General features: G+C 70.2%; 27 protein-coding genes and 2 pseudogenes. 13 read left to right on the forward strand and 16 right to left on the reverse strand.

Annotated elements, in window-relative coordinates; genetic code table 11:
• A pseudogene (locus tag ADK64_RS06685) lies at positions 1–550 on the reverse strand (winged helix-turn-helix domain-containing protein); the annotation flags it as partial.
• 335 nt (positions 551–885) lie between these two features.
• Between ADK64_RS06685 and ADK64_RS45800 the strand changes: the two are divergent.
• Together ADK64_RS45800 and ADK64_RS44745 are read left to right on the forward strand one after the other, a co-directional pair.
• Positions 886–1,286, forward strand: a pseudogene (locus ADK64_RS45800) (DUF4158 domain-containing protein); the annotation flags it as partial.
• A 270-nt stretch (positions 1,287–1,556) separates the two neighbouring features.
• Entirely contained in the window at positions 1,557–1,862 is a 306-nt protein-coding gene (locus ADK64_RS44745) for an ATP-binding protein (protein WP_053656247.1), read from the forward strand.
• On the opposite strand, the gene ADK64_RS06700 is transcribed toward ADK64_RS44745, so the two are convergent.
• Positions 1,859–2,317: a nucleotidyltransferase domain-containing protein gene (locus ADK64_RS06700; protein WP_234384475.1), complete on the reverse strand. Its 459-nt coding sequence runs from the start codon at positions 2,315–2,317 to the stop codon at positions 1,859–1,861. The two genes, ADK64_RS44745 and ADK64_RS06700, sit on opposite strands and share 4 nt — an antisense overlap.
• Before the next feature lie 96 nt (positions 2,318–2,413).
• On the opposite strand from ADK64_RS06700, the gene ADK64_RS06705 reads away from it, so the two are divergent.
• From ADK64_RS06705 to ADK64_RS06715, 3 genes are all read left to right on the forward strand, one after another.
• Positions 2,414–2,788 (forward strand): hypothetical protein, encoded by a 375-nt coding sequence (locus tag ADK64_RS06705; protein WP_234384476.1) that lies wholly within the window; start codon positions 2,414–2,416, stop codon positions 2,786–2,788.
• 99 nt (positions 2,789–2,887) lie between these two features.
• On the forward strand, positions 2,888–3,523 hold the full coding sequence (locus tag ADK64_RS06710; protein ID WP_053656045.1) for a hypothetical protein: 636 nt from the start codon (positions 2,888–2,890) through the stop codon (positions 3,521–3,523).
• Positions 3,524–3,601: 78 nt separating this feature from the next.
• Positions 3,602–4,408 carry a hypothetical protein gene (locus ADK64_RS06715; protein ID WP_053656047.1) on the forward strand — a complete coding sequence of 269 codons (807 nt, stop codon included), beginning with the start codon at positions 3,602–3,604 and terminating at the stop codon, positions 4,406–4,408.
• 177 nt (positions 4,409–4,585) lie between these two features.
• On the opposite strand, the gene ADK64_RS06720 is transcribed toward ADK64_RS06715, so the two are convergent.
• From ADK64_RS06720 to ADK64_RS06760, 9 genes are all read right to left on the reverse strand, one after another.
• Positions 4,586–6,427, reverse strand: a complete 1,842-nt coding sequence (locus tag ADK64_RS06720; protein WP_053656049.1) for an ATP-binding protein — start codon at positions 6,425–6,427, stop codon at positions 4,586–4,588.
• Positions 6,428–6,712: 285 nt separating this feature from the next.
• The gene (locus tag ADK64_RS06725; protein WP_234384482.1) at positions 6,713–7,975 is read right to left on the reverse strand and encodes an IS30 family transposase; all 1,263 of its coding nucleotides are present in this window, start codon (positions 7,973–7,975) and stop codon (positions 6,713–6,715) included.
• A gap of 171 nt (positions 7,976–8,146) precedes the next feature.
• Positions 8,147–9,898 carry a carbohydrate binding domain-containing protein gene (locus ADK64_RS06730; RefSeq protein WP_053656053.1) on the reverse strand — a complete coding sequence of 584 codons (1,752 nt, stop codon included), beginning with the start codon at positions 9,896–9,898 and terminating at the stop codon, positions 8,147–8,149.
• A 197-nt stretch (positions 9,899–10,095) separates the two neighbouring features.
• Positions 10,096–10,377 (reverse strand): hypothetical protein, encoded by a 282-nt coding sequence (locus ADK64_RS06735; protein WP_053656055.1) that lies wholly within the window; start codon positions 10,375–10,377, stop codon positions 10,096–10,098.
• A 74-nt stretch (positions 10,378–10,451) separates the two neighbouring features.
• Positions 10,452–11,117, reverse strand: coding sequence for a maleylpyruvate isomerase N-terminal domain-containing protein (locus ADK64_RS06740; protein WP_053656057.1), 666 nt, complete (start codon positions 11,115–11,117; stop codon positions 10,452–10,454).
• 30 nt (positions 11,118–11,147) lie between these two features.
• Positions 11,148–11,963: an ABC transporter permease gene (locus tag ADK64_RS06745; protein WP_053656059.1), complete on the reverse strand. Its 816-nt coding sequence runs from the start codon at positions 11,961–11,963 to the stop codon at positions 11,148–11,150.
• Positions 11,964–11,995: 32 nt separating this feature from the next.
• Positions 11,996–12,889 (reverse strand): ABC transporter permease, encoded by an 894-nt coding sequence (locus ADK64_RS06750; RefSeq protein WP_053656061.1) that lies wholly within the window; start codon positions 12,887–12,889, stop codon positions 11,996–11,998.
• Between the two features lie 4 nt (positions 12,890–12,893).
• A complete protein-coding gene (locus ADK64_RS06755) occupies positions 12,894–14,090 on the reverse strand; it encodes an ABC transporter substrate-binding protein (RefSeq protein ID WP_053656063.1) in 1,197 nt (398 codons plus the stop codon).
• Between the two features lie 34 nt (positions 14,091–14,124).
• Positions 14,125–15,156: an ABC transporter ATP-binding protein gene (locus ADK64_RS06760; RefSeq protein ID WP_053656065.1), complete on the reverse strand. Its 1,032-nt coding sequence runs from the start codon at positions 15,154–15,156 to the stop codon at positions 14,125–14,127.
• 109 nt (positions 15,157–15,265) lie between these two features.
• On the opposite strand from ADK64_RS06760, the gene ADK64_RS06765 reads away from it, so the two are divergent.
• Positions 15,266–16,006, forward strand: a complete 741-nt coding sequence (locus tag ADK64_RS06765) for a FadR/GntR family transcriptional regulator (protein ID WP_053656250.1) — start codon at positions 15,266–15,268, stop codon at positions 16,004–16,006.
• A gap of 37 nt (positions 16,007–16,043) precedes the next feature.
• Positions 16,044–16,805: a cache domain-containing protein gene (locus tag ADK64_RS06770; protein WP_053656067.1), complete on the forward strand. Its 762-nt coding sequence runs from the start codon at positions 16,044–16,046 to the stop codon at positions 16,803–16,805.
• Between the two features lie 9 nt (positions 16,806–16,814).
• Here the strand turns inward: ADK64_RS06770 and ADK64_RS06775 are convergent, their stop codons facing one another.
• Both ADK64_RS06775 and ADK64_RS06780 read right to left on the reverse strand, forming a co-directional pair.
• Positions 16,815–17,660 (reverse strand): thioesterase family protein, encoded by an 846-nt coding sequence (locus ADK64_RS06775; protein WP_078992522.1) that lies wholly within the window; start codon positions 17,658–17,660, stop codon positions 16,815–16,817.
• 16 nt (positions 17,661–17,676) lie between these two features.
• Positions 17,677–18,108, reverse strand: a complete 432-nt coding sequence (locus ADK64_RS06780; RefSeq protein ID WP_199829510.1) for an Lrp/AsnC family transcriptional regulator — start codon at positions 18,106–18,108, stop codon at positions 17,677–17,679.
• 89 nt (positions 18,109–18,197) lie between these two features.
• Between ADK64_RS06780 and ADK64_RS06785 the strand changes: the two genes are divergently transcribed.
• Both ADK64_RS06785 and ADK64_RS06790 read left to right on the forward strand, forming a co-directional pair.
• Positions 18,198–18,899 (forward strand): AzlC family ABC transporter permease, encoded by a 702-nt coding sequence (locus tag ADK64_RS06785; protein WP_053656073.1) that lies wholly within the window; start codon positions 18,198–18,200, stop codon positions 18,897–18,899.
• Entirely contained in the window at positions 18,892–19,221 is a 330-nt protein-coding gene (locus tag ADK64_RS06790; RefSeq protein ID WP_053656075.1) for a branched-chain amino acid transporter permease, read from the forward strand. Before ADK64_RS06785 ends, ADK64_RS06790 begins: the two co-directional genes overlap by 8 nt.
• Before the next feature lie 107 nt (positions 19,222–19,328).
• On the opposite strand, the gene ADK64_RS06795 is transcribed toward ADK64_RS06790, so the two are convergent.
• Positions 19,329–19,979 (reverse strand): FMN-dependent NADH-azoreductase, encoded by a 651-nt coding sequence (locus tag ADK64_RS06795; RefSeq protein ID WP_053656077.1) that lies wholly within the window; start codon positions 19,977–19,979, stop codon positions 19,329–19,331.
• 131 nt (positions 19,980–20,110) lie between these two features.
• Here ADK64_RS06795 and ADK64_RS06800 point away from each other — a divergent pair, with 131 nt between their 5' ends.
• The 3 genes from ADK64_RS06800 to ADK64_RS06810 all read left to right on the forward strand — a co-directional run bounded on the left by ADK64_RS06800 (position 20,111) and on the right by ADK64_RS06810 (position 22,432).
• Positions 20,111–20,503, forward strand: a complete 393-nt coding sequence (locus ADK64_RS06800) for a winged helix-turn-helix transcriptional regulator (protein WP_053656079.1) — start codon at positions 20,111–20,113, stop codon at positions 20,501–20,503.
• A 28-nt stretch (positions 20,504–20,531) separates the two neighbouring features.
• Positions 20,532–20,948: a nuclear transport factor 2 family protein gene (locus tag ADK64_RS06805; RefSeq protein WP_053656081.1), complete on the forward strand. Its 417-nt coding sequence runs from the start codon at positions 20,532–20,534 to the stop codon at positions 20,946–20,948.
• A 110-nt stretch (positions 20,949–21,058) separates the two neighbouring features.
• Positions 21,059–22,432 (forward strand): S41 family peptidase, encoded by a 1,374-nt coding sequence (locus ADK64_RS06810; RefSeq protein ID WP_053656252.1) that lies wholly within the window; start codon positions 21,059–21,061, stop codon positions 22,430–22,432.
• A gap of 6 nt (positions 22,433–22,438) precedes the next feature.
• On the opposite strand, the gene ADK64_RS06815 is transcribed toward ADK64_RS06810, so the two are convergent.
• Positions 22,439–23,917: a glutamate--cysteine ligase gene (locus tag ADK64_RS06815; protein ID WP_053656082.1), complete on the reverse strand. Its 1,479-nt coding sequence runs from the start codon at positions 23,915–23,917 to the stop codon at positions 22,439–22,441.
• 745 nt (positions 23,918–24,662) lie between these two features.
• Positions 24,663–24,929, reverse strand: coding sequence for a serine hydrolase (locus ADK64_RS06820; protein ID WP_053656084.1), 267 nt, complete (start codon positions 24,927–24,929; stop codon positions 24,663–24,665).
• A 173-nt stretch (positions 24,930–25,102) separates the two neighbouring features.
• Between ADK64_RS06820 and ADK64_RS06825 the strand changes: the two genes are divergently transcribed.
• A complete protein-coding gene (locus tag ADK64_RS06825) occupies positions 25,103–26,158 on the forward strand; it encodes a substrate-binding domain-containing protein (protein WP_053656086.1) in 1,056 nt (351 codons plus the stop codon).
• Positions 26,159–26,173 lie beyond the last annotated feature (15 nt).

Consider the following 26,173-nt stretch of genomic DNA (forward strand, 5'->3'; position numbering starts at 1 on the left):
GGACGGCCGGTCACGCCCGCTTCGTCCTCGAAGCAGATGAACGCACCGGTCACCGCCCGGAGGGTTTTACCTCCTGCCAGGTCACCTCCCGCCATGAGGTGATCGCGTCCTCGTCGCGCTCGGCAGCGGGCCGGGCGGGCATCTGCACGCTGTAGCCCATGCGGTGCAGCAGCCGGGTCACCCCGGAGACGCTGTAAGAGATGTGGAACTTCCTCCCGATCAGCGTGCGCACCCGGGATGCGGTCCACACCTGGTCGTCCGCCCAGCCGTGCGCGGCCGGCCCCTCATCCAGCCACGTCGCGAGCTTGGCCTGCAGGTGAGGACCGAGCCGGGAGTCGTAGCCGCAGGGACCCTTGGAACGCAGTTCTTCGCGCCCGCCCGTCCTCCAAGCGCGGCGCCACTGATAGACCGACTTCTCACTCACCCGTAACTCCCGCGCGATGCACGGGACTTCCGTGTCCTCCTCGAAGAGGTCAACGGCCCGCATCCGTACCTCTTCCCGACGCCTGCGCTGCTCGGCGGTCAGCCCGCCCCCATCCGGATACCGCATACCCCCGGCCTACCAGCTCGGACGGACCACGGCACCGGCCCCGACACACATCCAGACCACGAGACGCCGAAGTCAGTAATGTCCCGCTGAGACACATCTCTCTCCGGGACATCAACCGGGAACGTCGGCCGGAACATGACCCGGCCCCGCCCGGTGAGCGGCGGATTCAACAAATCGTCGCAACACGGTCCTGTCCTCCCGAAGCTGCCGCCAAGTGCAAAGTGCTCTCTGTAGCAAATCGGGGGTGGGCTCGTCTGGGTTTTCGATCTTCTGGGTTCCTTGAGGAAGCTGCTCGGCGAGGTTGGTCCGGTCATGACGACCGGAGGGAGCGCGGGGTGCGGCAGGACTGGGAGCCGGAGGACCTGATCGAGATCTGGACGCTGCTGGAGGAGGACCAGGAGCGGCTGCGGAACAAGTCGGGGGCGAACCGGTTGGGGTTCGCGCTGTTGCTGAAGTTCTTCGAGGTGGAGGCCCGGTTCCCGGAGGATGCCGGGGAGATTCCGGTGCCTGCGGTGTCGTACGTGGCCCAACAGGTGAAGGTGCAGCTGAGGACTGGACCGGGTACGACTGGTTGGGACGGGCGATCAAACGGCACCGAGTGGAGATCCGGGGTGCTTTCGGGTTCCGCGAGTGCACAGAGGAGGACCAGGCCCAGCTTGCCGAGTGGCTGGCAGCGGAACTGTGCGGGGTGGAGCTGAACCGGGACCGGCTGGCGGAGGCGGTGGTCGTCCGGTGCCGCAACGACCGGCTGGAGCCGCCGACTCCGGGACGTATCGCCCGGCTCGTGGGCTCGGCGGTCAGCACCTTCGAGGAACGGTTCTGCGCGGCCACCGTGGGCCGGCTGTCGGCGGCGACCCGGTCCCGGCTGGACGATCTGATCGCCGAGGATGCCGGCGCGGACGAGGAGAGCGCGGGCGGCGGCGTCACCTTCTTCACCGAGCTGAAGGCGGATCCGGGCGCGCTGGGTCTGGACAGCTTGCTGGCGGAGGTGAACAAGCTCCGTCGGGTGCGGGCCCTGGAGTTGCCGCCGGAACTGTTCGGGCTCGACGACTTCGCCATGCGCCAGCTCTCCGCGGCCCAGGCCGACGACCTCTACGAACTCGTCAGCGAGCGGCAAGGCCGGTCCCTGATCATCACCAGCAACCGGGCGCCCAGCGACTGGTATCCCCTCTTTCCCAACCCCGTCGTCGCCGAATCACTCCTGGACCGACTCATCAACACCAGCCACCAGGTCATCATGAACGGCCCCAGCTACCGCCCGAACAAGCGGCCCAAGAACCCCACCAACAAGCCCGATAAACCAATCACCTAGCAAGCGGCGAGAAGGCCAGCGAGGATGCCTGCTGGGTCGTGCAGCAACCGAGCACCGTCAGTAACGACGCGATGTGTTCCAGGATCGACGGGATCGGTCTTTGCCCAGGTCGGAGAGCCGATGTCCATCTCAACTTCCAGGCCAGAGGCCGTGGAATAGCGTCGCTCCGTGATCGCTCCCCACGACTGAGCGCGGATCAGTTCGCCCAGCCCGAGCTCCATGGCCCAGGCATCGTCGAGGAGATATCGGGGCTCGTCCGTGGTGAGCAGGACGATGTCGATGTCGGAGTCCGGTCGCGCAGCGTTGCGAGCACATGATCCGACCAGAAGCAGACCGACGATGTCTTCGCGTCCCCGCGCCCAGCGGGTGATGCGACCGATGATCTCGTCGATCTCGGCGATCCGCTCCGGCGACAGCGCGGCTCCGAAGCTCGCTGCCTGATTGTCACGAACCACCTCATGCCCCCTCGCCATAGTTCGTGCCTGACTCCCCACCATGCTACGGCGCATCAGGACCTGGGGAATTACGTGAACTCAGTCCTGGGGAATTACGTGAGCGTCCACAGCCCCGTTCCCGACGGCCTGAAGTGCGACGTCAAGAGCCTGTGCACCCTCGCGGGAGTGCCGCGGGCGACGCTCTACCGCACCTACCCGCACCTGAAAGCCGAGTTCGACCGTCAGCGGACCGCCGCCCAGGAAGCCGGACAGCAGTCCGACCCACGACTGGCACAGATCGAACGGCTCAAGGCCGAGGTCGCGACTCTGCGCGAACGCCTCAGCAGGAAGAACGCGGAGCTCACCGCTTTGAAAGAGTTCCAGGCCACGGCCCTGTCCCGCCTTGCAGCCCAGCACAACGAGATCACCAGACTGCGGATGGATTTGGAGTCCACCCCGCAGGCTGAGGTCAGGGTGTTCCCGGCCCGATGACCCGTGGGGAGCGGGATGAACGTGTTACGTGACAGCCGCCCCGCGGCCAGCTGACCGCCGCTACGGTGACACCCGATAGCCAATGGGCGAGGAGAGAGCGTGGACGCAGGAGTCGCAACCGCAGTTGCCGGTGCCGTCATCAGCGCGGGAGCGGCTGGGATCGCGGTATGGCAGACCCGGATCGCGAAGCGGCAAGCGCAGCTCGCCGAGGATTCCGCTGCCTCGGCGCAGCGCCAGGCAACTGCGGCCGAGGAACAGGTGGAGGTCATGCGGAGGCAGCTGGCTGGAGAGGAAGCCGATCGCATCGAGGCACTCCGTCCGCACTTCACGGTCGAGCCGGGGCATGTGAGCTGGGAGGACGTGAACTTTCCTCGGGGCGAGCTGGTCATCAAACAGGACGATGGTGTCGCGCTGAGCAGCGTCGTGGTCACCCCGTCCGGCAGCTACGTTCTCGGGCTGCGAGGTGAGCGCACCTACGGCGAGTACGACGAGGGGTATGCCCGAGTGCCGAGCCTCGATCTCGGCAGCATGTCGGACGGCGCGGACGCCAAGCTCTACATCGACCTGGAGTACCGGCACGTCACACCCCTACGGGTCGAGCTGGAGCTGAAGTGCTCGGCGCGCGAAGGGGGGCACATATGGACGGAGCACCTGGTCACAACACTCGACCGTCGCCCCGAGCCGCCACGGACGCTCGGCCCGCGTGAACGTAGGCGGCTTGGACGCAGTGGCTGAACTGTGGGGATCGATCCCGGTGGCTGTGGTTCCCCCGACCGTGGCACAGAGTCCGGGGCCGGCGCAGGATGGTGGACTGTGAGCGACGAGCCGATCTGGGACGAGTGGGCGCATCGCGTCTATCTGACCTGGCTGGCGAGAGAAATCCGATACGCGCAGGTGTCGCTGGCCGAGGTATACGAGCAGGCGAGCCGGACGCCACCGCCTCAGGGGACCTGGATCTCGCTGGAGACCTTCCTCATGTTCACTGCCAAGGTCTCCAAGACGCTCTCGCCCCTTCTGACCGACAAACCGAGGACGAGCAAGGGGCAGACCCACGAGGGCTGGGAGTGGCGCCAAGTACGAGGCAGCTACTTACGTAACCTGCTCGGCGTCGATGACACATCACCCGTCCTGGACCCGAAGGTTCGAGACGCCAGCGAGCATTTCGACGAGCGCCTGGACGAGTGGGTCGCCCATCAGCCTCGTCCCAGTGCCGACCCAATCGAGGCAGGCGACCTGCCGGACTTCCCCTCGGTGCCGATGCGACAGGTTGATCAGGAATTGTGGGTCGTCGAGATCGCGGGAGAGGAACTCGACCTCAAGGCCATTGAGATCGAGCTACGGCGGATTCTGGCTCGAGTTACGGAGTTGGAGCCGCTGGCCACCGTGGAGGACCCCGGCCTGGCAACACTGCTGGCCAGACTCCCACCGTTCCCGCCGGAGCTTGGACTGGACGCGCCGACCCGTCGTCCAGACGAGGATGTGCGCACCAGGACCGACCGAGAGCCTGCCGCAGTACACCAGAGAGAGCCCAACGAAACGACGGTCCCAAGGGTCGCTGACGCTCTCGCTCCTGCTCAAGAGACGGACGAGCAAGGACCCGACGCACCCGAGGCAGACTGAGACACGGCCCCAACAGGGAAGCCGACTTCAGCAGGCGGGTCATCCGATCAAGGGCCTGACACCCTCTCACGGATACGTCTCATGCCGAGCTATCTCGCGTAGCCGATACGGATCTCGGTTGGGTGGAGCGGGAAGGCGCCGAGGGGATCCGTAGCGCGGGTACCAGCCCGGACACGTTCAGGGCGCATCAGGTGACCCCACCGATGTTGGAGGCTGGCCAGCGTCAGGCTCGGCAGGTGAAGCGGGAGCCGAGAGAGCTGATGGATCGCCGTTGGCGGAGGGGGTGTGTGGAGGGAGCCCTGCGCGGGCTCTGGTGACATCGGCTTCCGCACGCATCAGCTCGGCCCTTGCTCGGATGAGATCTGCCTCGGCCTGCCCCCGGGCCTGCACGTACTTGGCGTAAGCGGTCAGAACGACACCGATCAAAGTTCCGGTGGCGGTGCCCAGGGCGACGATCGACGTGACCACCGCGGGTGTGTCGGAGGGCCCCAGCTGTCCGTGCAGCCGGAAGCTACTGAGCACTTCATGCACACTGATCGACGCGGCAGTCAGTAAGACGGCGACCCACAGACCGACAACTGTCAGAACCTGCCAGTGCGGCCGGCTTCCCGAGTCTTTGACCTGCCTCATTGACACAGCCGCCTTTGCTATTACTCCGGATGCAGTCTGTACGGCCCTGCCGATGCTCCCGGTGGCGCGCCGGCGGCTGAGCAGGATGTAGCCGCGCTCGTCGGCTGAGATGTCCTCGGGATGTTCAGCAAGTCTGTGCAGGGCCTCCGCCAGGTCGGATCCTCTGAGCAAGCGACCGGGATCCTGGAATTGTGTTTGCCAGCGGCGCAGGTCGGCGCGTAGTTGCTCCTGCCAGACGCGGAAGTCCCGGTAGTCGACAAGCCATTGCCTCAGGCGTGGCCACAGTTGGATCAGAGCCTCGTGCGGCAGACCGACTGTCTCCTCGCCGTCTGCACCGCCTGGGGTGTGAGAGAGAACCACGAGCCTGCGGGCAGCCAGCTCCTGTGCCAGATCGAGGAGTTCTGGGGCGAGTTCGGCGGCGCGAGCGGGCCTTCGGGAATAGGTGTCACCGTCGCCGGGCCGGGCCAGCTGTACGAACAGCCGAGGGGCGCAGTCCCGTTGGGCCTGTGACAGCAAGGGCAAGGAGCGTTCCACATACTCGACGATCTGGCCCGCGGCACCGCCCATGGCGGCGTAGGTGGCGTGGGTGAGCGTCGAGTGGGTGCGGTGCATCCACAGCTCCCGCAGGATGATCTGGACCAGGGCCATCCGCCCGGGCTCGTCGCGCACATCCGCGAGGATCCGATCCGGCAGTCCCGGCTCGAACGACAGTCCTGACATCGCGTCGACGGGTCCGGTCACCGCCCGCGCCAGGTCAGCGCGGGCCAGCGGAGCGAGGAAGTACACACCCTCGCTGATGAGACCTACGGTGCGGGCGCTGACGAGCGCATTGAGGGAGCTGGGCCGTGCGGTGGCGACAATCCGCAATGCGGCTGTTCCGTCTTCGCCAGCTAGGGCGGCGAGCAACCCGAGCAGGTCACGCGCGGCCTCCGGTTCGGAGCTCGCGTACTCCTCCAGTTGGTCGACGAAGAGGACGTGTCCGGCGCTCCCGCCAAAGACGAGGACCCTGGCCCGCAGTTCGTCTGCCACAGAGTCGATACGGTCGATCTTCAGGAGCTCAAGCAGCTCCAGGGTCCCAGTGAGGCGGTCGGAGTCACCGAGTCCCAGCTCCAGGACCTCCGTCAGCGCCCGGGCGAGCACGGCGGCCGCTGACAACCCGGACGTGGGCCGCAGCTCGGAAATACTCATGCCCTCAGCCCGCAGCCGGGGCAGCACCCCTGCCCTTATGAGGGACGACTTTCCGCAGCCCGAAGAGCCCGCCACTACCGTTACCGGCCTTGTGCTCACGGCCTCGTGCATGCGCGCGATGTCGCCGTCGCGGCCGTAGAAGAACTCTGCGTCATCCTCCGTGAACGCTGAGAGCCCCATGAAGGGGCAGCGAACGTTCATACCTTGTCCTTGGCATGCGAACCGGAGAAGGTCAGGTGAGACGGAGGCAAGGTCTCGCGAGACGGGACAGCCAGGTCGGTGGGAGCGGTCACGTACAGCAGTGTGCCGTCAACTAACCATCGTTTTCTGAGGATCGGCCGAGGATCTCCGAAACGAGCTCCAGGACCCTCAACAACTCCCTCAAAAACCCGGACCCTTCAAGAACCTCGCAACACCCTTTGGTGAGGAAAATCGGGGGCTCCCGCACCCTGCCCAGTGACCGAATGTCACGTTGATCACGGAGAGCTACTTGTCACTTCGCGGGAGCTTCGGGAGAACAGGGCCAACACGGGGAGTGTTGGGGTCGTTCTTCAGCAGCTCGGAGAAGCGCTCGGCTGGGCTGTCCCAGCCGAGCGTCTTCCTCGGTCTGGCGTTCAGCTCGGCCGCTACGGCGTCCAGGTCCTCCCTGGAGTACTTCGACAGGTTCGCGCCCTTGGGGAAGTACTGTCTCAGCAGGCCGTTGGTGTTCTCGTTCGATCCTCGCTGCCAGGGGCTGTGGGGGTCGCAGAAGTACACCGGCACCCCGGATATCTTCGCGAAGGCGTGGTGGTGCGCCATCTCCGTGCCCTGGTCCCAGGTCAGCGACCGCTTCAGGGTGGTTGGCAGGCCCCTGACGGCATCCAGGAGGGCGGTTTGCATGGCTCCGGGGCTGTGGCCGTGTGGCAGGTGTACGAGCAGCGTGTAGCGGGTGCTGCGCTCCACGAGGGTGCCGATGGCGGATCCATTTTTCGTGCCGACGATCAGGTCGCCTTCCCAGTGGCCCGCGATCGCCCTGTCGTCCGCCTCGGTGGGACGCTGGCTGATCATGACCCTCGGGTGTATGAAGCGTGGGGTTCTCTGGTCGGGGCGCCGGCGTCGCTTCCGCAGGCTTCGGCCAGTTCGCAGGCGTCGGCCGATCTCGCGCCACAGACCGCCTCTGGGCTGGGCATACAAGGCCCGGTAGATCGTCTCGTGACTCACGTTCATCTCCGGGCGGTCGGGGAACTCCAGGCGCAGGATGTTCGCGATCTGCTCGGGACTCCACTTCTCATCCAGTCGCGTTTGGATGAAATCTTGCAGCTCAGGGCAGGTTTCGACTCGTCTGGTCTTGGGGCGCGGGCGCCGTGACTCTGCCCGTTTCTGAGCGGTGAACGGTCTGTAGTACGAGGGGTGCGTCGGCCTGACGTTGGGGTTGCAGTTACATCGGATCTCACGGCTGACGGTCGACGGGCTGCGGCCCAGTGCGGCCGCGATCGATCGGATGGACTTCTTTTCCCGCCGCAGGTCAGCAATGCGAATGCGCTCCTCCTCGGACAGGTAGCGGCTCGAAACGGGGAGCGCGGGGGCTTTCAACTCGCCCCTGCGCGGGTTGAGGGGGAACGTGCGTGGAGCACCGACAACTGGTTGCACCGCAGCGCGGATCGCCTTGCTGCCGCCCCTGGCCGTTACGCGCTCGGCGCAGCCGTTCAGCCACTCCTGGCCGGTCCTGCGGTTGATCCCGACGATGCGGCTGGCTTCCCTGATGCTCACACCTTCGTGTACCAGGTCGAGAAACCGCTGCTTCACCTCGGGGGACACCCTCTTACCGTTCGGGCGTCCCCCGGCAGTGCTGATCTTGCTTTTCATCGCCCACCCGGACGTCAGGTGTTGCGACGATCATTAGAACCCAAGGAGCACGGGGCGGGCCGGTCGAGCGTGCGGTCAGCCGACGCTCAGGTCGTCCGCGTACACGGCGCCCTGTCCGTACCAGCCGTGGACGTAGGCCGTGACCGTGCCCGAGGAGCCGGTGGTGAACGGCACCGTCAGCTTCGACCACGACGCGGACGAGGTCCAGGAGCTGGCCGTCGCGCCGCCGCTGACGCCGAGGTAGGCGTAGGGACCCTGCACCCAGCCGCTCAGCGTGTAGGAGGTGTTGGGCTTGAGGGTGAGGGTCTGTGCGCACTGGCCGGTCTGCGAGGCGGAGGGCGCGGTCTTCAGGGCGTGGGAGCCGCCGTGCACGGGTGAGGAGACGACCGTCGCCCCGCTGTCGCACGTCCAGGGCGTGAGCGAGCCGGTCTCGAAGTCACCGTTGGTGAGTGCGGTCGTGCCGCCGCCGGACCCGTTCACCGTCAGGGCGAGCGAGGAGCTGTGCCGGACCGCGCCGGCCGTGCCGGTGACGGTCAGGGTGTAGGTGCCGGGCGCCGTCGAGGCGGCGGTGCGGACGCTGAGGGTGGAGGTCCCGCCCGCGGTGACGGAGGTGGGGCTGAGCGAGGCGGTCACGCCGCTCGGCGCGCCGCTCACGGCCAGGTCCACGCTCTGCGCGCTGCCCGAGGCCACCGACGTCTTCACGGTCGCCGTCGTCGTGCCGCCGGGGTCGACCGAGGCGGTGGCGGGGGAGAGGGCGACGGTGAAGTCGTTGGCGGGCGGTGTCGTCGTACCACCGGTGAAGGGCGCGAAGGTGTGGCTGAAGTACCAGGTGTCCTGGGCGATGCCGGAGCAGGTGTCGGAGGCGCTGCCGCCGGGGCAGCCGCCGTTGTCGCGCTGGAGGGCCCAGAAGGAGAGGGTGTTGATGCCCTTGGAGACCGCCCAGTCGTACACGGTCGTCGCGTCGGCGGTGGTGAAGGTCTCGGCCGGGCCGTAGTCGTCCACGCCGGGCATCTCGGTGACGCCGACCATGTTCCACAGCTGGGAGTCCGACAGGTTCGGGTACAGCGAGGCCAGTTGGTCGTGCAGCCCGCTCGCGGCCGTCTCGGTGTCGGTCGCCATGTGGTGCGTGGCACCGTCGTAGTAGTCGAACGTCATGATGTTGACGACGTCCACCTTGGCGCCCGCGTTCTTCGCGCTGCGCAGCACGGCGAGGCCGCTGTCGGCGAGCCCGGTCGTCGTGGTCGGCAGGGTGTACGAGAACTGCACCGAGCGCCCGTTCGCCGCGGCCCAGTCCTGGACCTTCTTGATGGCCTGGTTGCGGCGGTCGATGCCGGCCGTGTTCGTGAGGGAGTTGTCTTCGACGTCCATGTCGAGCCGGGAGACGTCGTAGGTGGTGATGATCTTCTCGTAGGCGGCGGCGACGGAGTCGACGTTCGTGCAGCTGTCGGCGATCTCGGTGCCTCCGTTGTCGGCCGCGTAGCCGCCGAGGGAGGGGATCACGTCGCCGCCGCGCGAGCGGATCGTGGTGAAGTCGGAGCCGAAGACTGAGGCGTCGACCGGCGTGCTGGTGTCGCCGTTCCAGTACGGGGTGCAGGAGCCCTTCTTGTCGGCCTGGAGGAACGCCATGGTCAGGTACTTGGCGCCGGATGCCTGGGAGAGCGCGGCGGGGCTGTCGCCGTTGTAGGCCTCGAAGTAGGGGGCGAAGACGTGCGTGGGCAGCGGGGTCGCCGCGTGCGCGGTGCCCCCGGCCCCCAGGGCGAGCCCCGCGGACGCGGCCAGGGTGGCCACGCCGGCGAGCAGGGCGCGTACGGATCTCGGACGTGTCATCGGGTACTCCCGGATAGCGAACGACAGGCACGCTGTGCAGCCCGGCCGGGGCTATTGGTCTAGGCCATGATTGGTCTGGACCAGGCATCGGTCAATACGCGGGAGCCGCCTTTTGCGCGTTCATGGGGGAGCGAACGGGCCGTGACCGGCCCGTTGTCGACGTGACCTCGGGAGAAGAGCTGCTCGGCCCAGCCCGCTCAGCGGGCCCGGGTGCCGCCGCCGCGGCGGATGCGGCCCAGCAGATCCCGGTGGTAGGCGGCGAGTTGCCCGGTGGGCACGGGTGCCGGGCTGCCGGCGAGGGTGTACCAGGTGTCGCTGCCGGAGTGCTGGACGGCGACGCGCGCGCTGTGGCCGTTGGACAGCAGGATGGTCGCGACGGTCAGGTCCCCGGTGAGGACGCCGACCTCGTCGGTCAGCGCGCCGCCGGGACCCGCGGTGACGCGGTCGACATAACTGTTGATGCTGGGCGGGTTGTTCATGGCTGGCAGGTTTCCATCAACCCGGTCCGGGTGTCCGTTTCCTGACGGTGTGTCGGCTGGAGCACCCGGCTGCCTCAGCCGAACAGCGGGAACCGGTCCGCCGCCGGGCCCAGCGCGGCGCGCTCGGCCTCGGTGAGCGTGGCCCGGCCGGTGCCCACGCGCGCGTAGTGCGTGTCGCTCCACTCCGGGAGCGCGGCGCGGCCGAGCAGGCCGTCCAGCGCGGCGCGGACGGCGGTCAGCCCCTGGGGGGCCGGCCCCGGGGCGAGCGGAAGGCCCACGGTCAGGTCGAGGTGGTGGACGGTCGCCTCCACCGCGAGGGTGGTCAGCAGGTCCCCGGCGGTCAGCCCATGTCCCTGGGTGGCCACCCGCCGGTCGGGGTCGGCCGCCTCCGCCGCGTGCACGGTCGCCGCCGACGTCTCCAGATACAGGCCCCGCAGCTGCCCCCAGTCCAGGAACATGCTCGCGTTCACCCGCGCCCAACGGCGGCCGTGCGCCGCCCCCACCGGGTCCGGGCGCCAGTCCTGCCAGTACGTCACCGCGTCCCGGTCCACCGGCTCCGGCGACGGCGTGTGCAGGGCCACCAGACCGCGCTGGGCGTCCCCCAGGCAGTGGAAGAGGAGATCGCGAACCGCCCAGCCGGTGCAGCCGCTCGGCAGCCACGACTCCTCGTCGCCCAGGCCCTCGACGACCGCCGCGGCGGCCTCGTACGCCGCGCGCAGCACCCGCGCCGGTGTGCTCACGCGTCCCCCGTTCGTCCGGCGACCAGGGTGTCACACCCGGCTCGACGTCGCCGTGTCCCCGGACAGGCGCTGGGCGACGTAGATCGGGATCACGGACAGCAGGACGAGTACGGCCGCCACCACGTTGACCACGGGTGCCTGCTGCGGCCGGGTCATGTTGTCGAAGATCCAGATGGGCAGGGTCTCGATGCCGGGCCCCGCCGTGAACGTGGTGACCACGATCTCGTCGAAGGACAGCGCGAAGGCCAGCAGACCGCCCGCCAGCAGCGCCGAGCGGACCAGCGGGAAGGTGACGTCGGCGAAGGCACGGAAGGTGGTCGCGCCGAGGTCCATGGCCGCCTCCTCGTACGAGGCCGCCGTACGGCGCAGCCTCGCCACCACGTTGTTGAAGACGACCACGATGCAGAACGTGGCGTGCCCGATGACCACCGTGAACAGTCCCAGGCCCACGCCGAGCGGCTGAAGGACCGTGCCGAAGGCCGAGTTGAGGGCGATGCCCGTGACGATGCCGGGCAGCGCGATGGGCAGCACGACGACGAACGAGACCGTGTCCCGGCCGAAGAAGCGGTGCCGGGCGACGGCGAACGCGATGAGCGTGCCGAGTACGAGCGCGATCGCGGTGGCCCCCAGCCCCGCCTTCACCGAGACCCACAGCGCATGTCGCGCACCGGAGTTGTGCGCGGCCACCGACCACCAGTGCCCGGTCAGCCCCGGCGGTGGCCAGCTCGCGCTGCGGTCGGGGCTGAGGGAGTCGACGAGGACGAGCAGCAGCGGGACGTAGATCACCGCGAAACCGAGCCCGGCGCCGGTGCGCAGGGCGATACGCGCGGTGCGGCTGAGATGCATGGTGCTCTTCTCCTACGAGTCTCCTGCGCGCCCTACAGGCTGTTCAGGGCGCCCGTACGGCGGATCGCCAGCAGATACAGGACGATCACGACGACGGGTACGGTGGCGAGCGCGGCGGCCATGGGCAGGTTGAGGTCGATGTTGGAGTACACGAGGTTGCCGATCAACTGCGTCTTGCCGCCGACGATCTGCACGGTGATGTAGTCGCCGAGACTGAGCGAGAAGGTGAACACCGAGCCGGCCGCGACCGACGGCAGCACCATCGGCAGGACCACCGAACGGAAGGTCCGCCCGGCCCGCGCCCCGAGGTCCGCCGACGCGTCGAGCAGACTGTCCGGGAGCTGTTCCAGGGCCGTGTGGATCGGCAGGATCATGTACGGCAGCCACAGATAGGTCAGCGTGAGGACCGTGGCGGGCAGCCCGAAGCCGGGGCCGCTCAGTCCGAACGGCGCGAGCATCCAGTCGGCGAGACCGCCCTGGGACAGGATGAGCCGCCAGGCGTACACCTTGACCAGGTAACTCGCCCACAGCGGGGTGAGGATGGCCACCACGAGCAGCGGCCGCCACCGCGGCTTCGCCACTCGCGCGGTGCAGAAGGCGACCGGGAAGGCGATCACCGCGCACAGGGCCGTCACCGCGAGCGCCACGCCGACACTGCGCAGGACCACCTCGCGGAAGACGGGCGTGGTGACCAGCTCGTGGAAGTTGTCCGTCGACCAGACCTGCACCACCTGCGAGGTGAAGGAGTTGGTCGTCCAGAACGCGGAGACGAACAGCACTGCCAGCGAGCCGAGGTAGAGGACGGCCAGCCACAGCAGCGGGGCGGTGAGCAGCAGGGCCAGCCGCAGCCGGGGTCTGCGGTGCAGGGTGCCGGCGAGCCGGCGGACGGTGCCCCGGCCGGCGGCGGTCGTCACGTCGGTCGGCACCGACTCAGCCCTTGATCTCGGTCCAGGCCTGCACCCACTTGGCGTACGGCACGCACTTCACGTCCTTGCGGCCGTCGAGGCACTGCTCGATGGGCGTGTTCCAGAAGGCGATCTTCTTCCAGTACGGCTCGTCGGCGGCGTGGTAGACCGTGCAGAAGTTCTTGTCAGTGGTCTCGGCACAGGCCTTGGAATTGGCCGGCGCCTCGCCGAAGTACTCGGCCACCTGGGCGTTGACCTTCGGTGAGACGATCCAGTTCAGCCACTTGTAGGCGCAGTTGGGGTGCTTGGCCTTGCTGTAGACCATCCAGGTGTCGGACCAGCCGGTCGAACCCTCCTTCGGCACCAGCGCCTTGACCTTCGCGCCCTCGGAGGCGGCGAGGTTGGCGATGACCTGCCAGCTGGTGCCGATCACCGAGTCGCCGCTCTTGAACGCGGAGACCTCCTTCAGATAGTCGCTCCAGTACTCGCCGATGTACTTGTTCTGCTCCTTGAGCAGGGCCACGGCCGCGTCGAACTGCTTCTGGTCGAGCGCGTACGGGTCGGTGATCTTCAACTCGGGCTTGACGGCCTTGAGATACAGGGCCGCGTCGGCGATGTAGATCGGCGAGTCGTACGCGGTGACGTGCCCCTTGTACGCCGAGGCGCCGTCGAAGACCGCCGACCAGGAGGTGGGCGCGGGCTTCACCTTCGCCGTGTCGTACATCAGCAGGTTGGCGCCCCGGCCGTGCGGGATGCCGTACATCCGGCCCCCCACCGAGTTCCAGGCGCCGTTCTTCAACCCGGCGAAGACGTCCTTGTAGTTGGGGACCAGAGCGGTGTTGACGGGGGCCGCGTCGCCCGAGGCGATCAGGCGCAGGGAGGCGTCGCCGGAGGCCGAGACGGCGTCGTACTCGCCGGTCTTCATCAGCTTGACCATCTCGTCCGAACTGGCGGCGACCTTGGAGTGGACCTGGCAACCGGTCTGCTTCTCGAAGCCGTGGACCCAGTCGGCCTTGGGATCGTTGGAGCCGTCCTCGACGTAGCCGGCCCAGGCGATCAGATTGACCTGGCCCTCCGTCGCGCCGAGCTTCGTCGGGGCCTTGAGGGCGGGCGGGTTGAGTCCTGTGGCGGACGGGCCGCCGGAGCCGGAGGAGCCGCACGCGGCGGCGAGGAGGAGCGCGGCGGCCGCGGCGGCGGCCCGGGGGACACGGGTGAGACGCACGACGTTCTCCAGGGGACGTGGCGGTGGGGAGAGGTCAGGACGGCAGTTGCACGGCGTGCCGGCGGTGCCACTTCAGGCGCACCCGGGTGCCGCGGTAGGCGGCGACGTCCTCGGAGGAGGTCTCCAGGTTCTGCTGGAGCGCGGTGAGCCGCCCGCCGCCGTCGAGGTCGACCAGGAACCGGGTGGCGTCGCCGAGGTAGACGACGTCGGCGACGGTGCCGACGGCGGTGGCGTGGTCCGGCTCGCCCGCCTCGGCGGACTCCTTCAGCACGCGGATCTTCTCCGGCCGGATGTTGTACGTGCCCCGCTCGCCGACGATCCGGCGGGCCGCCTCGCCGTCGAGCAGGTTGGAGGTGCCGACGAAGGAGGCGACGAAGGGGGTCGCCGGGCGTTCGTAGATCTCGGCGGGCGTGCCGACCTGGGCGATGCTGCCCTGGTCGAAGACGGCGATGCGGTCGCTCATCGTCAGCGCCTCCTGCTGGTCGTGGGTGACGAAGACGAAGGTGATGCCGACCTCCCGCTGGATCGCCTTGAGTTCGACCTGCATCTGCTCGCGCAGCTTCAGGTCGAGGGCGCCGAGCGGCTCGTCCAGCAGCAGCACCCGGGGCCGGCCGACGAGCGCGCGGGCGAGCGCGACGCGCTGGCGCTGGCCGCCGGAGAGCTGCGCCGGGCGCCGCCCGCCGTAGCCCTCCAGCCGGACCTCGGCGAGAGCCCGGTGGGCGCGGACGAGGCGCTCGGCCTTCGGCACCCTGCGGACCTTCAGCCCGTAGGCGACGTTCTGTTCGACCGTCATGTGCGGGAACAGGGCGTAGTCCTGGAACACGGTGTGCACGTCCCGCTCGAACGGGGCGAGGCCGGTGACCTCCTGTCCGGCGAGTTCGATCCGGCCCTCGTCCGGCGTCTCGAACCCGGCCACCAGCCGCAGGACCGTCGTCTTGCCGGACCCGGAGGGGCCGAGCATGGAGAAGAACTCCCCGTCCCGGATCTCCAGGTCGACCCCGGCCACGGCGGTCGTCTCACCGAACGACTTCCGCAGTTGCTGCAGCCGGATCGCAATTCCCTCCATACGGGAACCCTTCTGGCGCGCTGAACGTTGGCGTAAACATATGAAGTCATAGTTCAGATCTCAAGAGCCCCTCGGGGTAAAGCTTGAGTCAGCGCACGAGGTGGTGGCCGTGAGGCAGGACGAGATCGAGGGCGCCGCCCGCAAGGCCGTCTTCAGCCCGGTGGACAACCGGGCCCGCGTGGAGGCGGTGGTGCGCCGCATCGGCGACGCCATAGAGCTGGGCCTTCTCACCGACGGCGAGCAACTGCCCGGCGAGCTCGAACTGGCCGGACAACTCGGCGTCTCCACGGTCACCTTGCGCGAGGCGCTCATGGCCCTGCGGCAGCAGGGCCTGGTCACCACCCGCCGGGGCCGCGGCGGCGGCAGCTTCGTCTCCGTGCCCGAAGTCCCCGCCGCCGACCGGCTCACGGCGCGGCTGCGCGGCTGGAGCACCGAGGAACTGCGCGACCTCGGCGACCACTGGGCCGCCCTGTCCGGCGCCGCCGCCCGCCTCGCCGCCCAGCGCACCGAAGGACACGATCTGCGTCAACTCCGCCGTACCGCCGATGAGTTGGCGCACGCGCAGGAGGCGGCGGTACGCGGCAGGCTGTACGGCCGCTTCCACGTCGAACTCGCGGCGGCCGCCCAGTCCGCCCGGCTCACCCGCGAACAGGTCGCCCTGCAGAGCGAGGTCGGTGCCCTGCCGTGTCTGGTCCTCGCCGACGACGCGTTTCGTGAAGAAGTTGCGGACCGCCACCGCGCCGTGATCTCCGCCGTGCAGGATGGGGCCCACGCAACGGCCGGTGCGCTGGCCGAGCGGTGCGTCAGGGAGTCGACGGCGCGGCTCGTCGCCGTACGCCTCACGCTCTGACCGCGCCGCGTCCGGTTCCCGTCCGCTGGAGGACACCATGGGCTGGAGCCCCCCGTCCGCCGCCCTGGACACGGACCCGCAGACCTGGGTGGCCACACAGGTGGGCGACGCGCTGGAGGCCGTCTTCGAGGCGGTCGCGGACATCCGTGCCGAGACCGAGGCCCTGCTCGATCGGGTGGCCGCGGGGGGCCGGCGGCCCGTCAGTGCCGACCTCGCCGCCCTCCGCCCCGGCCTGCACCGGCACCTGACGTGCGAGGACCTCGTCTGCGGCGCCGGCTTCGTCGCCGCCCCCGGACTGCTCACCGACGTACCCGCGTGGCTGGAGTGGTGGCAGTCGGGCGCCGACGGCGCCGTGCGCCCGCTGCTGCTCGACCTCGATCCCGGACGGTCGGCGTACTCCGACTACACGCACTGGGACTGGTTCGCGCTGCCCCGCGACACCGGGCGCCGGGCCGTGGCCGGACCGTACGTCGACTACCTCTGCTCCGACGAGTACAGCCTCACCCTGTCCGAACCCGTCCGGATCCAGGGGCACTTCGCCGGGGTGGCCGCCGCCGATGTGTATCTGCGCAACTTCGAGGCGGCCGTCCTGCCCCTGTTGCGGCGCCTGCCGCGCCCCGCCCGGCTGGTCAACGCGCGCGGCCGGGTCGCCGCCTCCGCCGACCCCGCCCATCTGGCCGGTTCCCTCACCAGGGGCCCGGACTTCGGCCCCCTGCTCACCGGGGCGCGCCCCGCGGAGCACGAGGGCCTGCGACTGGTGCCGTGCGTGGGCGTGCCGCTCGTGCTCGTGCTGGCCTGAGGCGTGGTACTAAGGCTGCGGCCGCACCGTCAGAGTCTGCTGGGCCTGGCCGACCGGGCCCTGGAGGTCGTGCAGGACCGTGCTGGTGAGGCCCTGGCCGGTGGGGCCGAAGACGACCGTGGTGTCCAGTCCGACCCAGCGGCCTTCCGGCTGGCGGTGGAGATGGACCGTCAGGTCGACGTTGGGGAACATCCACTCCGTCGGCGGGCGGCGTACGGCGATGCCGTTGGCCGTGTCGATCAGGGCGACGTAGGACGCGAGAGGGCTGCTCGGCTCGTCGGCGACGAGGTCGAGGTGTGTCGAGATCCAGGCCGTGGCGCGGCCCGGCCGCGGGGGAGCGACCGGCCGGAAGTCGATCGACGCGCAGTGGCCGCCGGGCCAGACGGAGCCCAGCGACCGGGCGGCGAGGGCGTCCGGCGGGGTGAGACGCGTGTCGCCGCCGCCGGCCACGACGCCGGTGTCCACCGGGGTCAGCAGCCAGGCGCGGGCCCGGACCGCCGTCCGTCCCGCGATGTCCACGACCGCTTCAAGGAGTTCGATGGTGCGGCCGGGCCGGATCGACTCCACCCGGATCTCGCATTCGTCCAGGGCGAGCCGCCCCAGGATGTCGAAGCTGATCCGGGACAGCAGCAGTGCGCCCTGCGACCGCTCGGCGAGGTACCCGTCGATGGCGTGGACGACGAGGCCGGCGAGCGGGCTGAAGTGGATCTCGTCGGCGTGCCAGGCGCCGCTCGCGTGCGCGGTGGGCTTGTAGCGGTGCCGGTCGATGCGTGCGAAGTAGCTGGCGGCCAACGGGTGTCTCACCTCAAGGTGTCCATGGGCGTGCGGCGTTGAGCAGGTAGCTGCACGGTACATCCTGCTGGCGGCCGGCTCACGCGCCGGTCTTGATCGTCTTCATCGTCAGGTGCGAGTCGATGCGCAGGACACAGGGCAGGCCGCTCAGCTTCTCCACCAGAAAGGCCTCGTAGGCGGCGTGGTCGGCGACGGCGACGCGGACGAAGTAGTCGGGGCGGCCGTACATGCGACGGAACTCGATGACCTCGTCGTAGCCGGCCACGGTGTCCTCGAACTCCAGGAACGTCGTGCGGTCGTTGGCGCTGACCTCGACGTCGATGAGGACCTCCAGCCCCCGGCCGAGGGCCTCGGGATCCACGACGGCCCGGTAACCGGTGATGACACCGGCCTCCTCCAGTCGCTTGACCCGGCGCAGGCACGGTGGCGGGGTCAGTCCCACCCGCTGGGCCAGCTCGACGTTGGTCAGACGACCGTCGCGGCGGAGGTGAAACAAAATGTCACGGTCGATTGCATCCAAGTTCACTTCATTGCGCACGGGTGCAGTGTAGCGACACTATTAGCAACCATATGCCGTGTGATTCCTCCTAAAATGTCTCCATGCACATACCTCCTGTCGTCGCCGACGCACGGGCCGCCTTCGCGGACTCGGCCTCCGTGGGGCTGGGCTTCCTCCCGCTCGGTGTCGCCTTCGGCGTGCTCGTCACCCACTCGGGAATCGACTGGTGGTGGGCGAGTCTGTCCAGCGCCCTGATCTACGCCGGCTCCTTCGAGTTCCTGCTCGTCGGCATGGTCGCCGCCGCCGTCCCCCTGGCCTCGATCGCCGTCTCCGCGCTCCTGGTGAACCTCCGGCACGTGTTCTACGCGCTGTCCTTCCCGCTGGACCGGATCAAGGGACCGCTCGGCAAGGCGTACGGCACGTTCGCGCTCAGCGACGAGGCGTACGCGCTGACCGCCGGGCGGCGGGCCCTGACCTGGTCCGGGCGCCGCATCCGCTGCCTCCAGCTCTTCATGCATCTGTACTGGGTCGGCGGCGCCACCGCCGGAGCGCTGCTCGGCTCGCTCATCCCCGACCGCGTGACCGGTCTGGACTTCGCGCTCACGGCCCTGTTCACGGTGTTGGCGCTCGACGCCGTCCGCGACCGCAAGGGCGACCTGTCGACGCCGCTGCTCGCCCTGCTGAGCGCCCTCGTCGCGCGGCTGCTCTTCCCGGGCGGCCTGCTCCTCGCCGCCTTCGCCCTGTTCACCGCCGGGCTCCTCGCCCGCGGCCTGACCGCCCGGGGGAACCCGCGTCATGTCTGACACGCACTATCTCGTCGCCGCGGTCCTCGTCGCCGGCGCCGCCACCTGGGCGCTGCGCGCCCTGCCCTTCGCCGCGCTCGGCCCGCTGCGCGCCAGCCGGACCGTGCGCCACCTCCAGGCCCGGATGCCCGCCGGGATCATGGTGATCCTGGTCGTCTACTGCCTGCGGGACCTGCCGGTCACGCACACCGCCGTGCTCGCCCCGCTGGTGGCCCTGAGCGTCACGGTCGGCCTGCACCTGTGGCGCCGAAACGCCCCGCTGAGCATCCTGGCCGGCACCGCGGTGCAGGTGGCGCTGGCCAGCACGGTCTTCGCGCACTGACAGCACTGGCAGTACTGGCGGCACTGGCGGCACTGGGGGGCACTGGGGTGCCGACGCACGTCGACCCGGGTGCCGCCGGCCGACGGCACCCGGGTCGACGAGGTCGCTCAGTGCGCCAGGCGCTCCGCGAGCTGCTTGGCCTTCGTGGCGGCCTGGTCGAGGGCGCGCTCGCGGGAGGCCTCGTACAGCGGGACCAGCTCGGCCATCGCCGGGTTGTGCGGGGCCATCGTCAGCTCCGGGACGATGAAGTCGACGTCCAGACCGAAGCTGTCACCGAGGACGGCCCCGAGGTAGTTGCGCACGTACTCGAAGCTCTCGCGAGGGGTGCCCGGCTCGTAAGAACCGCCCCGGCTCGCGACGACGGTCACCGGGGTGCCCTTGGCGGACGGGGCCTCGCCCACGGTGCGGCCCATCAGGATCACATTGTCCAGCCAGGCCTTGAGGGTCGAGGGGATCGAGTAGTTGTACATCGGGGCGCCGATCAGCACCGCGTCCGCCTGCTCCAGCTCCTCGATCAGCCGGACGCGCTCGGCGAAGGCGGCGGCCTGCTCGGACGTGTGGGAGGCGGGGTCCGTGAAGCCGGCGGTGTGCGCGGCGGCGGTGATGTGGGGGACGGGCCTCGCGTCCAGGTCGTGGTAGACGACCGTGCCGTCCGGGTGCTGCTCCTCCCAGTGCGCGCGGAAGGCCGCCGTCACGGCGCGCGAGGCCGAGGCCTCGGTCGGGAACACGGACGAGTCGATGTGCAGCAGGGTGGCCATGGGTGACTCCAGGGAACGGGAAGGGGCAGCCCGGCACGGGAATGCGTGGGCTGAACTTTCGTACTCAACTATGAATAACACAGGGACTTACTTTTTTTCATCCCCCTACATCGGGGTAGTACCCTGATCACATGGCGGCGGACCAGAACCACGACAGCGCGGCGTGCAAGCAGGTGGACGACGGCATCACCCGTGTCTTCCAGTTGCTCGGAAAGCGCTGGAGCGGTCCGATCGTGGCCGTCCTGGTGGAACAGCCCGCGCACTTCGCCGACCTGCGCCGGGCCGTGCCCGGCATCAGCGAGCGCATGCTGTCCGACCGGCTCGCCGAGCTCGGTGCGGCCGGCCTGGTCCTCCGCCAGGTCGACGAGGGCCCGCCGCTGCGCGTGGCCTACCGGCTGACCGAGGCCGGGGCCGCCCTGGAGCCCGCGCTGAAGGAACTGGCGCAGTGGGCGAAGGCCCATCTGCCGGACGCGCCACCCTGTGCCGGGGCGGCGCGGGAGCGGACGACCGAGGCACCGGCGTAGGAAGCGGGCGACCGCAGGGGGGACGTACATGGCGCTCACGTCGGAAGACAGGCTGGCCATCACCGAGTTGATCGCGATGCACGGTCACCTCGTGGACGACGGTCTACTCGACCGCCTGGAGGAGCTGTTCACCCCGGACGTCGTCTACGACGTGACCGACTTCGGCCAGGACCCGCTGGTCGGGGTGGCCGCCATCCGGGCGGCGGCGCTGGCACTGGGCGCAGGCAACCCCGTCGCACACCACGTCACCAACGTCGTCGTACACGAAGCGGCGGACGGTTCGGCGCGCGCCCGCTCCAAAGGGCTGGGCGTCCGGGCGGACGGCTCCTGCGGCTCCGTCACCTACGACGACATCCTCGTCCGCACCCCCGACGGCTGGCGGATCGGCCACCGGACGGTGACCGCGCGACGCGTTCCGCTGAACGGCCTGACCGGGCCAGGCTAGGGCGCAACGGGGGTTGTCCCCCGTCCCGGTCCACCGGAACGCCGGATGGTGCGCGGGTGGGTGCACCGGCGACGCTGGTCTCCCGCGTACACCACCGGAAGGACACGATCGTGCGCACCCTCACGGCCACCGTCGCCGCACTCGCCCTCGCCGCCGGAGCCGTACCGGCCGCGGCCGGTACGCAGTCGGGCCCGCCCGGCACCGACGGGGTGTGGCGCATGGACGGCTACGGAACCGTCCTCGTCATCGGCGGGGGAGTGCTGCAGGAGTACCAGACGACGTCCGTCAGCTGCCTCAAGGGCGACACCTCGCCGCAGACCGGCCCCGGCACCTACCTCACGACGGACGGCACGGTGCTGAGCCTTCGGACCGACCGCGACCGCGATCACGCGACGCTCGCCGCCGACAGTTCGGTGGGGCACCGCCATCTGCGCCGGCTGCCGGCCCTGCCCGCCGACTGCACCCGCCCGGCCGCGACCGACCCGCGCACCGCCTTCGACATCTTCTGGCAGACCTTCGAGGACAACTACCCCTTCTTCGCCGCCAAGGGCATCGACTGGCACGCCGTACGCGACCGGTGCCGGCCCCTGGTGCACGAGGACACCACCAAGGACCAGCTCTTCGGCATCCTCGGTCAGATGGTGCGCCCGCTGTACGACGCCCATGTCACGGTGCGGGACGGCGACCGCTTCTTCGGCCAGGGCCGCCCGGGCACCAAGGTCCCGAGCCCGCAACTCGACGCGAAGGCAAAGGAGTTCATCATCGCCCGCGACCTCGGGGACGCCGCCCATCGCCAGGACTTCGGCGCCGGCCGCATCACCTACGCCGACCTGCCCGACGACCTCGGCTACCTCCGCATCAGCGGATTCGGCGGCTACGCGGGCGAGGACGCGCCGTACACCGCCGAACAGGCCGAACTCGACCGGGCGTTGAACACCGTGCTCACCCCGGCCCGGGCCGAGCGGCTCAAGGGTCTCGTCATCGATCTGCGGATCAACGGCGGCGGGGCCGACAGCCTCGGCATCCGGATCGCCCAGCGGCTGACCGGCACGCCGTACACCGCCTACGCCAAACGCGTGCGCAACGACCCGGCCCACCCCACCCGGTTCACCCACCCCGAACCCGTGCCCGTCGTCCCCGCCGACGCGCCCCGCTACACCGGCCCCGTCGCCGTCCTGACCGGCGGCTCGACGGTCAGCGCGGGCGAGACCTTCACCCAGGCGCTGATGGACCGGCCCGGGCGGACCGTCCGCATCGGACAGCCCACGCAGGGCGTCTTCTCCGACGTCATGGAACGCCGCCTGCCCGACGATCTCGCCTTCGGACTGCCCGACGAGGAGTTCCTGACCCGCACCGGACGCACCTTCGACGGCACCGGAATTCCGCCGCAGCTGATCGAACCGGTCTTCACCAAGGAGGAGTTCGCGAAGAACCGTGACTCGGCCTTCGACCGCGCCGTGAACCTCCTGGGCCAACGCCACTGAGCCGGATCAGTCCACCGGCCAGGTGTGGACCGGGGCGTTGAGGTGCATGTAGTCGATGTACAGCTGCGTCATCCGGCGCAGCGCCTCGTGCCGGCCGGCGTGCGTGGTGGCGTCGAGACGGTGCACCGTCTCCTTCTGCCACACCGCCCCGTTGCGCGCCGTCACACAGCGCTGCTCGATGATGCCGAGCAGCGGCTCGCGCCACGCCTCGTCCATCCCCGAGTGCGCGAGGCCGCGGTGCGCCAGCGGCAGCAGCCGGCGCAGGACCAGCTCCGGCACCGGCACCTCACCCATCCCGGGCCAGTACAGCAGGGCCTCGATGCCGTGCCGGGCGGCGGTGTGCAGATTGTCCTCGGCGGCCGAGAACGACATCCGCGACCACACCGGCCGGTCCTCCTCCACCAGCGCCCGGGTCAGCCCGTAGTAGAAGGCGCCGTTGGCGAGCGTGTCGGCGACGGTCGGGCCCGCGGGCAGTACCCGGTTCTCCACCCGGATGTGCGGGACGCCGTGGGAGACGGCGTAGACGGGCCGGTTCCAGCGGTAGATCGTGCCGTTGTGCAGGGTCAGTTCACCGAGTTCGGGAATGTCACCGCGGTCCAGCGTCTCCGCCGGGTCCTCCTCGTCGCACAGCGGGAGCAGGGCCGGGAAGTAGCGCAGATTCTCCTCGAAGAGGTCGAAGACGCTGTTGATCCACCGCTCCCCGAACCACACCCGGGGCCGTACGCCCTGCACCTTGATCTCCTCCGGCCGGGTGTCCGTGGCCTGCTCGAACAGCGGGATGCGGGTCTCGTGCCACAGCTCCTTGCCGAACAGGAAGGGCGCGTTCGCCGCCAGCGCGACCTGGACCCCGGCGATCGACTGCGCCGCGTTCCAGTAGGCGGCGAACTCCTCGGGGGACACCTGGAGATGGAACTGCGTGCTGGTGCACGCGGCCTCCGGAGTGATGGTGTCCGCGTAGGTGCGCAGCCGGTCGACGCCGTCCACCTCGATGCGCAGGTCCTCGCCCCGGGCCGCGAAGATCTGGTCGTTGAGCAGCCGGTAGCGGGGGTTCTCCGACAGCGCCCCCTCACCGATGTGCTCCCGCCGTAGCGTGGGCAGGATCCCGATCATGATCAGCCGGGTGCCGGTCGAACCCGCCCGCTCGTCGGCGTGGTCGAGCGCGGCACGTATCTCGCCCTCCCACGCGTCGGGACCGCCCGCCGTCAGCCGCCGGGGCGGGACGTTGATCTCCAGGTTGAACCGGCCCAGTTCGGTGGACCAGGCGGGGTCGGAGATGGCCTTCAGCACATCGCTGTTGCGCATCGCAGGCTCGGCGTCGTCACCGACCAGGTTCAGCTCTATCTCCAGGCCGACCTGGGGCCGCTCGCACTCGAACCGTTGCTCGCGCAGCATCTGGGCCAGCGCCTCGAGGCAGGCGTGCATCTTGATCCGGTACCGGCGGCGGTCCTCGCGGGTGAAGACGAGCGCCGGGACGTCACGTCCCATCGGCCCTCCAGCAGTCCCCTCGTCGGACACCTCTCCACCCCAGCGTCGCACCATCGGGCGACCCCCACCAAGCGGGCGCATCCGGCCCCGGCCGGGCCCCGCTCAGGGCACGCTGCGGGCGTCCCGCGGGGCGGAACGGCCGATCACCGCCGGGACGACGGAGGGGACGAGCCGCCCGCCGTCGTGGTGGACCCGGTCCGGAACGTGCCGGTGGGCAGGACGGCTGCCGGCGACAGGGTGTGCCGGTGCGGATCGGTGGCTCGGCCCGCGCAGAACGCCGTGCACGGGGCGGGTGGTCTCGGCCCGTTTCCTTGAGTGAGGCGATGCCGCGGTCCGCGCGGACCGCAGTGCACGGGGCGTGGTCGCGGCGGACGCGGTCGGCGAGCGGGGCGTTGCCGGCGAAGTGGGCCGCGATCGTCGGACCGGCGCCCGGGCCGGACAGGGCCGGGCGGCGCTGTCTCCGGTACGGCCGAAGGCGTGCGGTGAGCAGGGCCGGCCGAAGCCGAACGGGTCCGGCATCAGGCCCGGGCCCCGGTGCACGGGCTCGCCCGTGTCCTCGTCGAGAAAGGCCGGCGGGACGCCGGCCGCGGACCGGTGCGGCGCAGGGCTGCTCGCGCAGGAGCCGCCGGCCGTGGCGGAGCCCGCCGGTGCGTACGACCCTGGCGGTGAACGCCCGCCCCGGGGCACGTCGAACCGGGCGACACGGGCCGATTTCGGCGATCAGCAGGCAAGCGGCAGCACCGGGTCACGCGGCACGCTGCCCCGGCACCCGGCCGGGACCGGCGCCCGTGGCGCGGATCAGCGCGATCGGCGCGTCCCGGCCCTGGTCGAAGGCGCTGCCCGCGGCCCGATCGGCGGCCCGCACCGGCGCGGTGCGGTTCCACGGGTGCCGTACGGCGATGGCGTCCCGGCCGCCCCCGGCGAACTCCGGCAGATGGTCCCGCACCAGGTCGTCCGGGGTCAGCAGGCCCGGCTCCCGGGCGCGGGCGAAGGCGAGCGTGGCGGGCTGCACAGGTGCCGGCCCTGACGCTCTGCCCGGCGGCCGTACGCGGGTCCGGCACGGACCGAGCCCACGGCCACGGCAGGTGTGAACGCCCCTGCGCGCGACCCCTCTTGCCGGGGCGGCCGGCTGCCGGTGCGGGGCGGGTGATGGCTCCCGGCGGCGGAGGTTGCGAAGATGGACCCATGACCACATCCCACGGCGCCCGGCGGCCCACGATCGCCGACGTCGCCGCGGCCGCGTCGGTGTCGCGGACCACGGTGTCCCATGCCCTGAACGGCATCGGCAAGGTCGACCCGCGCACCCGCGAACGCATCAAGAAGATCGCCGCCGAGCTGGGGTACCGGCCCAATCTGCGCGCCCAGCGGCTGCGCCGGGGCCAGGCCAAGGCCATCGCGCTGGCCTCCTCGATGCCGTTCGCGGTGGCCGGCGGGCCCTCGCGGCTCGGCTTCTACATGGAGGTGGCCGCGGCCGCGGCCGAGCGCGCCCTCGTCCACGACTACGCCCTGGTGCTGATCCCGCCCGTGCAGTCCGGATCCGCGCTGTACTCCGTCGACATCGACGGCGCGATCGTGGTCGAACCCGAGGCGGACGACGCGGCCGTGGCCCAGTTGCGCGAACGCGGGCTGCCGTACGTCGCGCTGGGCAGGCCCACCGCACCCGACGACGACGCCCCCTACGTGGACCTGCACGGCGGCCGGGTGGTCGAACTGCTCCTGGAGCATCTGAGCGACCAGGGCGCCCGCAGGCCCGCGCTCGTCGTCGGCGCGGGCACCCGCCACTCCTCGGTCGACGCGCGCACGGCTTACGAGCGCACCGCGGCCGCCCACGGCTGGCCGCCCGTCGTCGCCACCGCGGCGGAGGACGGCGGCGAGCAGGCGGGGTACGACCGGTGCGCCGCGCTGCTCGCGGAACATCCCGACGTCGACGCGCTCTGCGTGCTCGTCGACGCCTTCGCCGTCGGCGCCGTACGCGCGCTGCGGGCGGCAGGACGCCGAGTCCCGGACGACGTCATGGTCGTCACGCGGTACGACGGTCTGCGCGCCCGTACCTGCGAACCGCCGCTCACCGCGGTCGACCTGCGGCTGGAGCGGGCCGCCGCGGACGCGGTGGAGCTGCTGCTCGCCCGGCTGGGCACGCGACCGACCACCGGCGCGCCGGACACCGGGAGCGCGGTGCCCGCCGCCGAGCCGCGGCTCGTCCCGCGCGCCTCGTCCCTGCGCCGTCCGGGAACGCGGTAGCCGGGACGCCGTCCC

Source organism: Streptomyces sp. MMG1121, assembly GCF_001280015.1.
Taxonomy (GTDB): domain Bacteria; phylum Actinomycetota; class Actinomycetes; order Streptomycetales; family Streptomycetaceae; genus Streptomyces.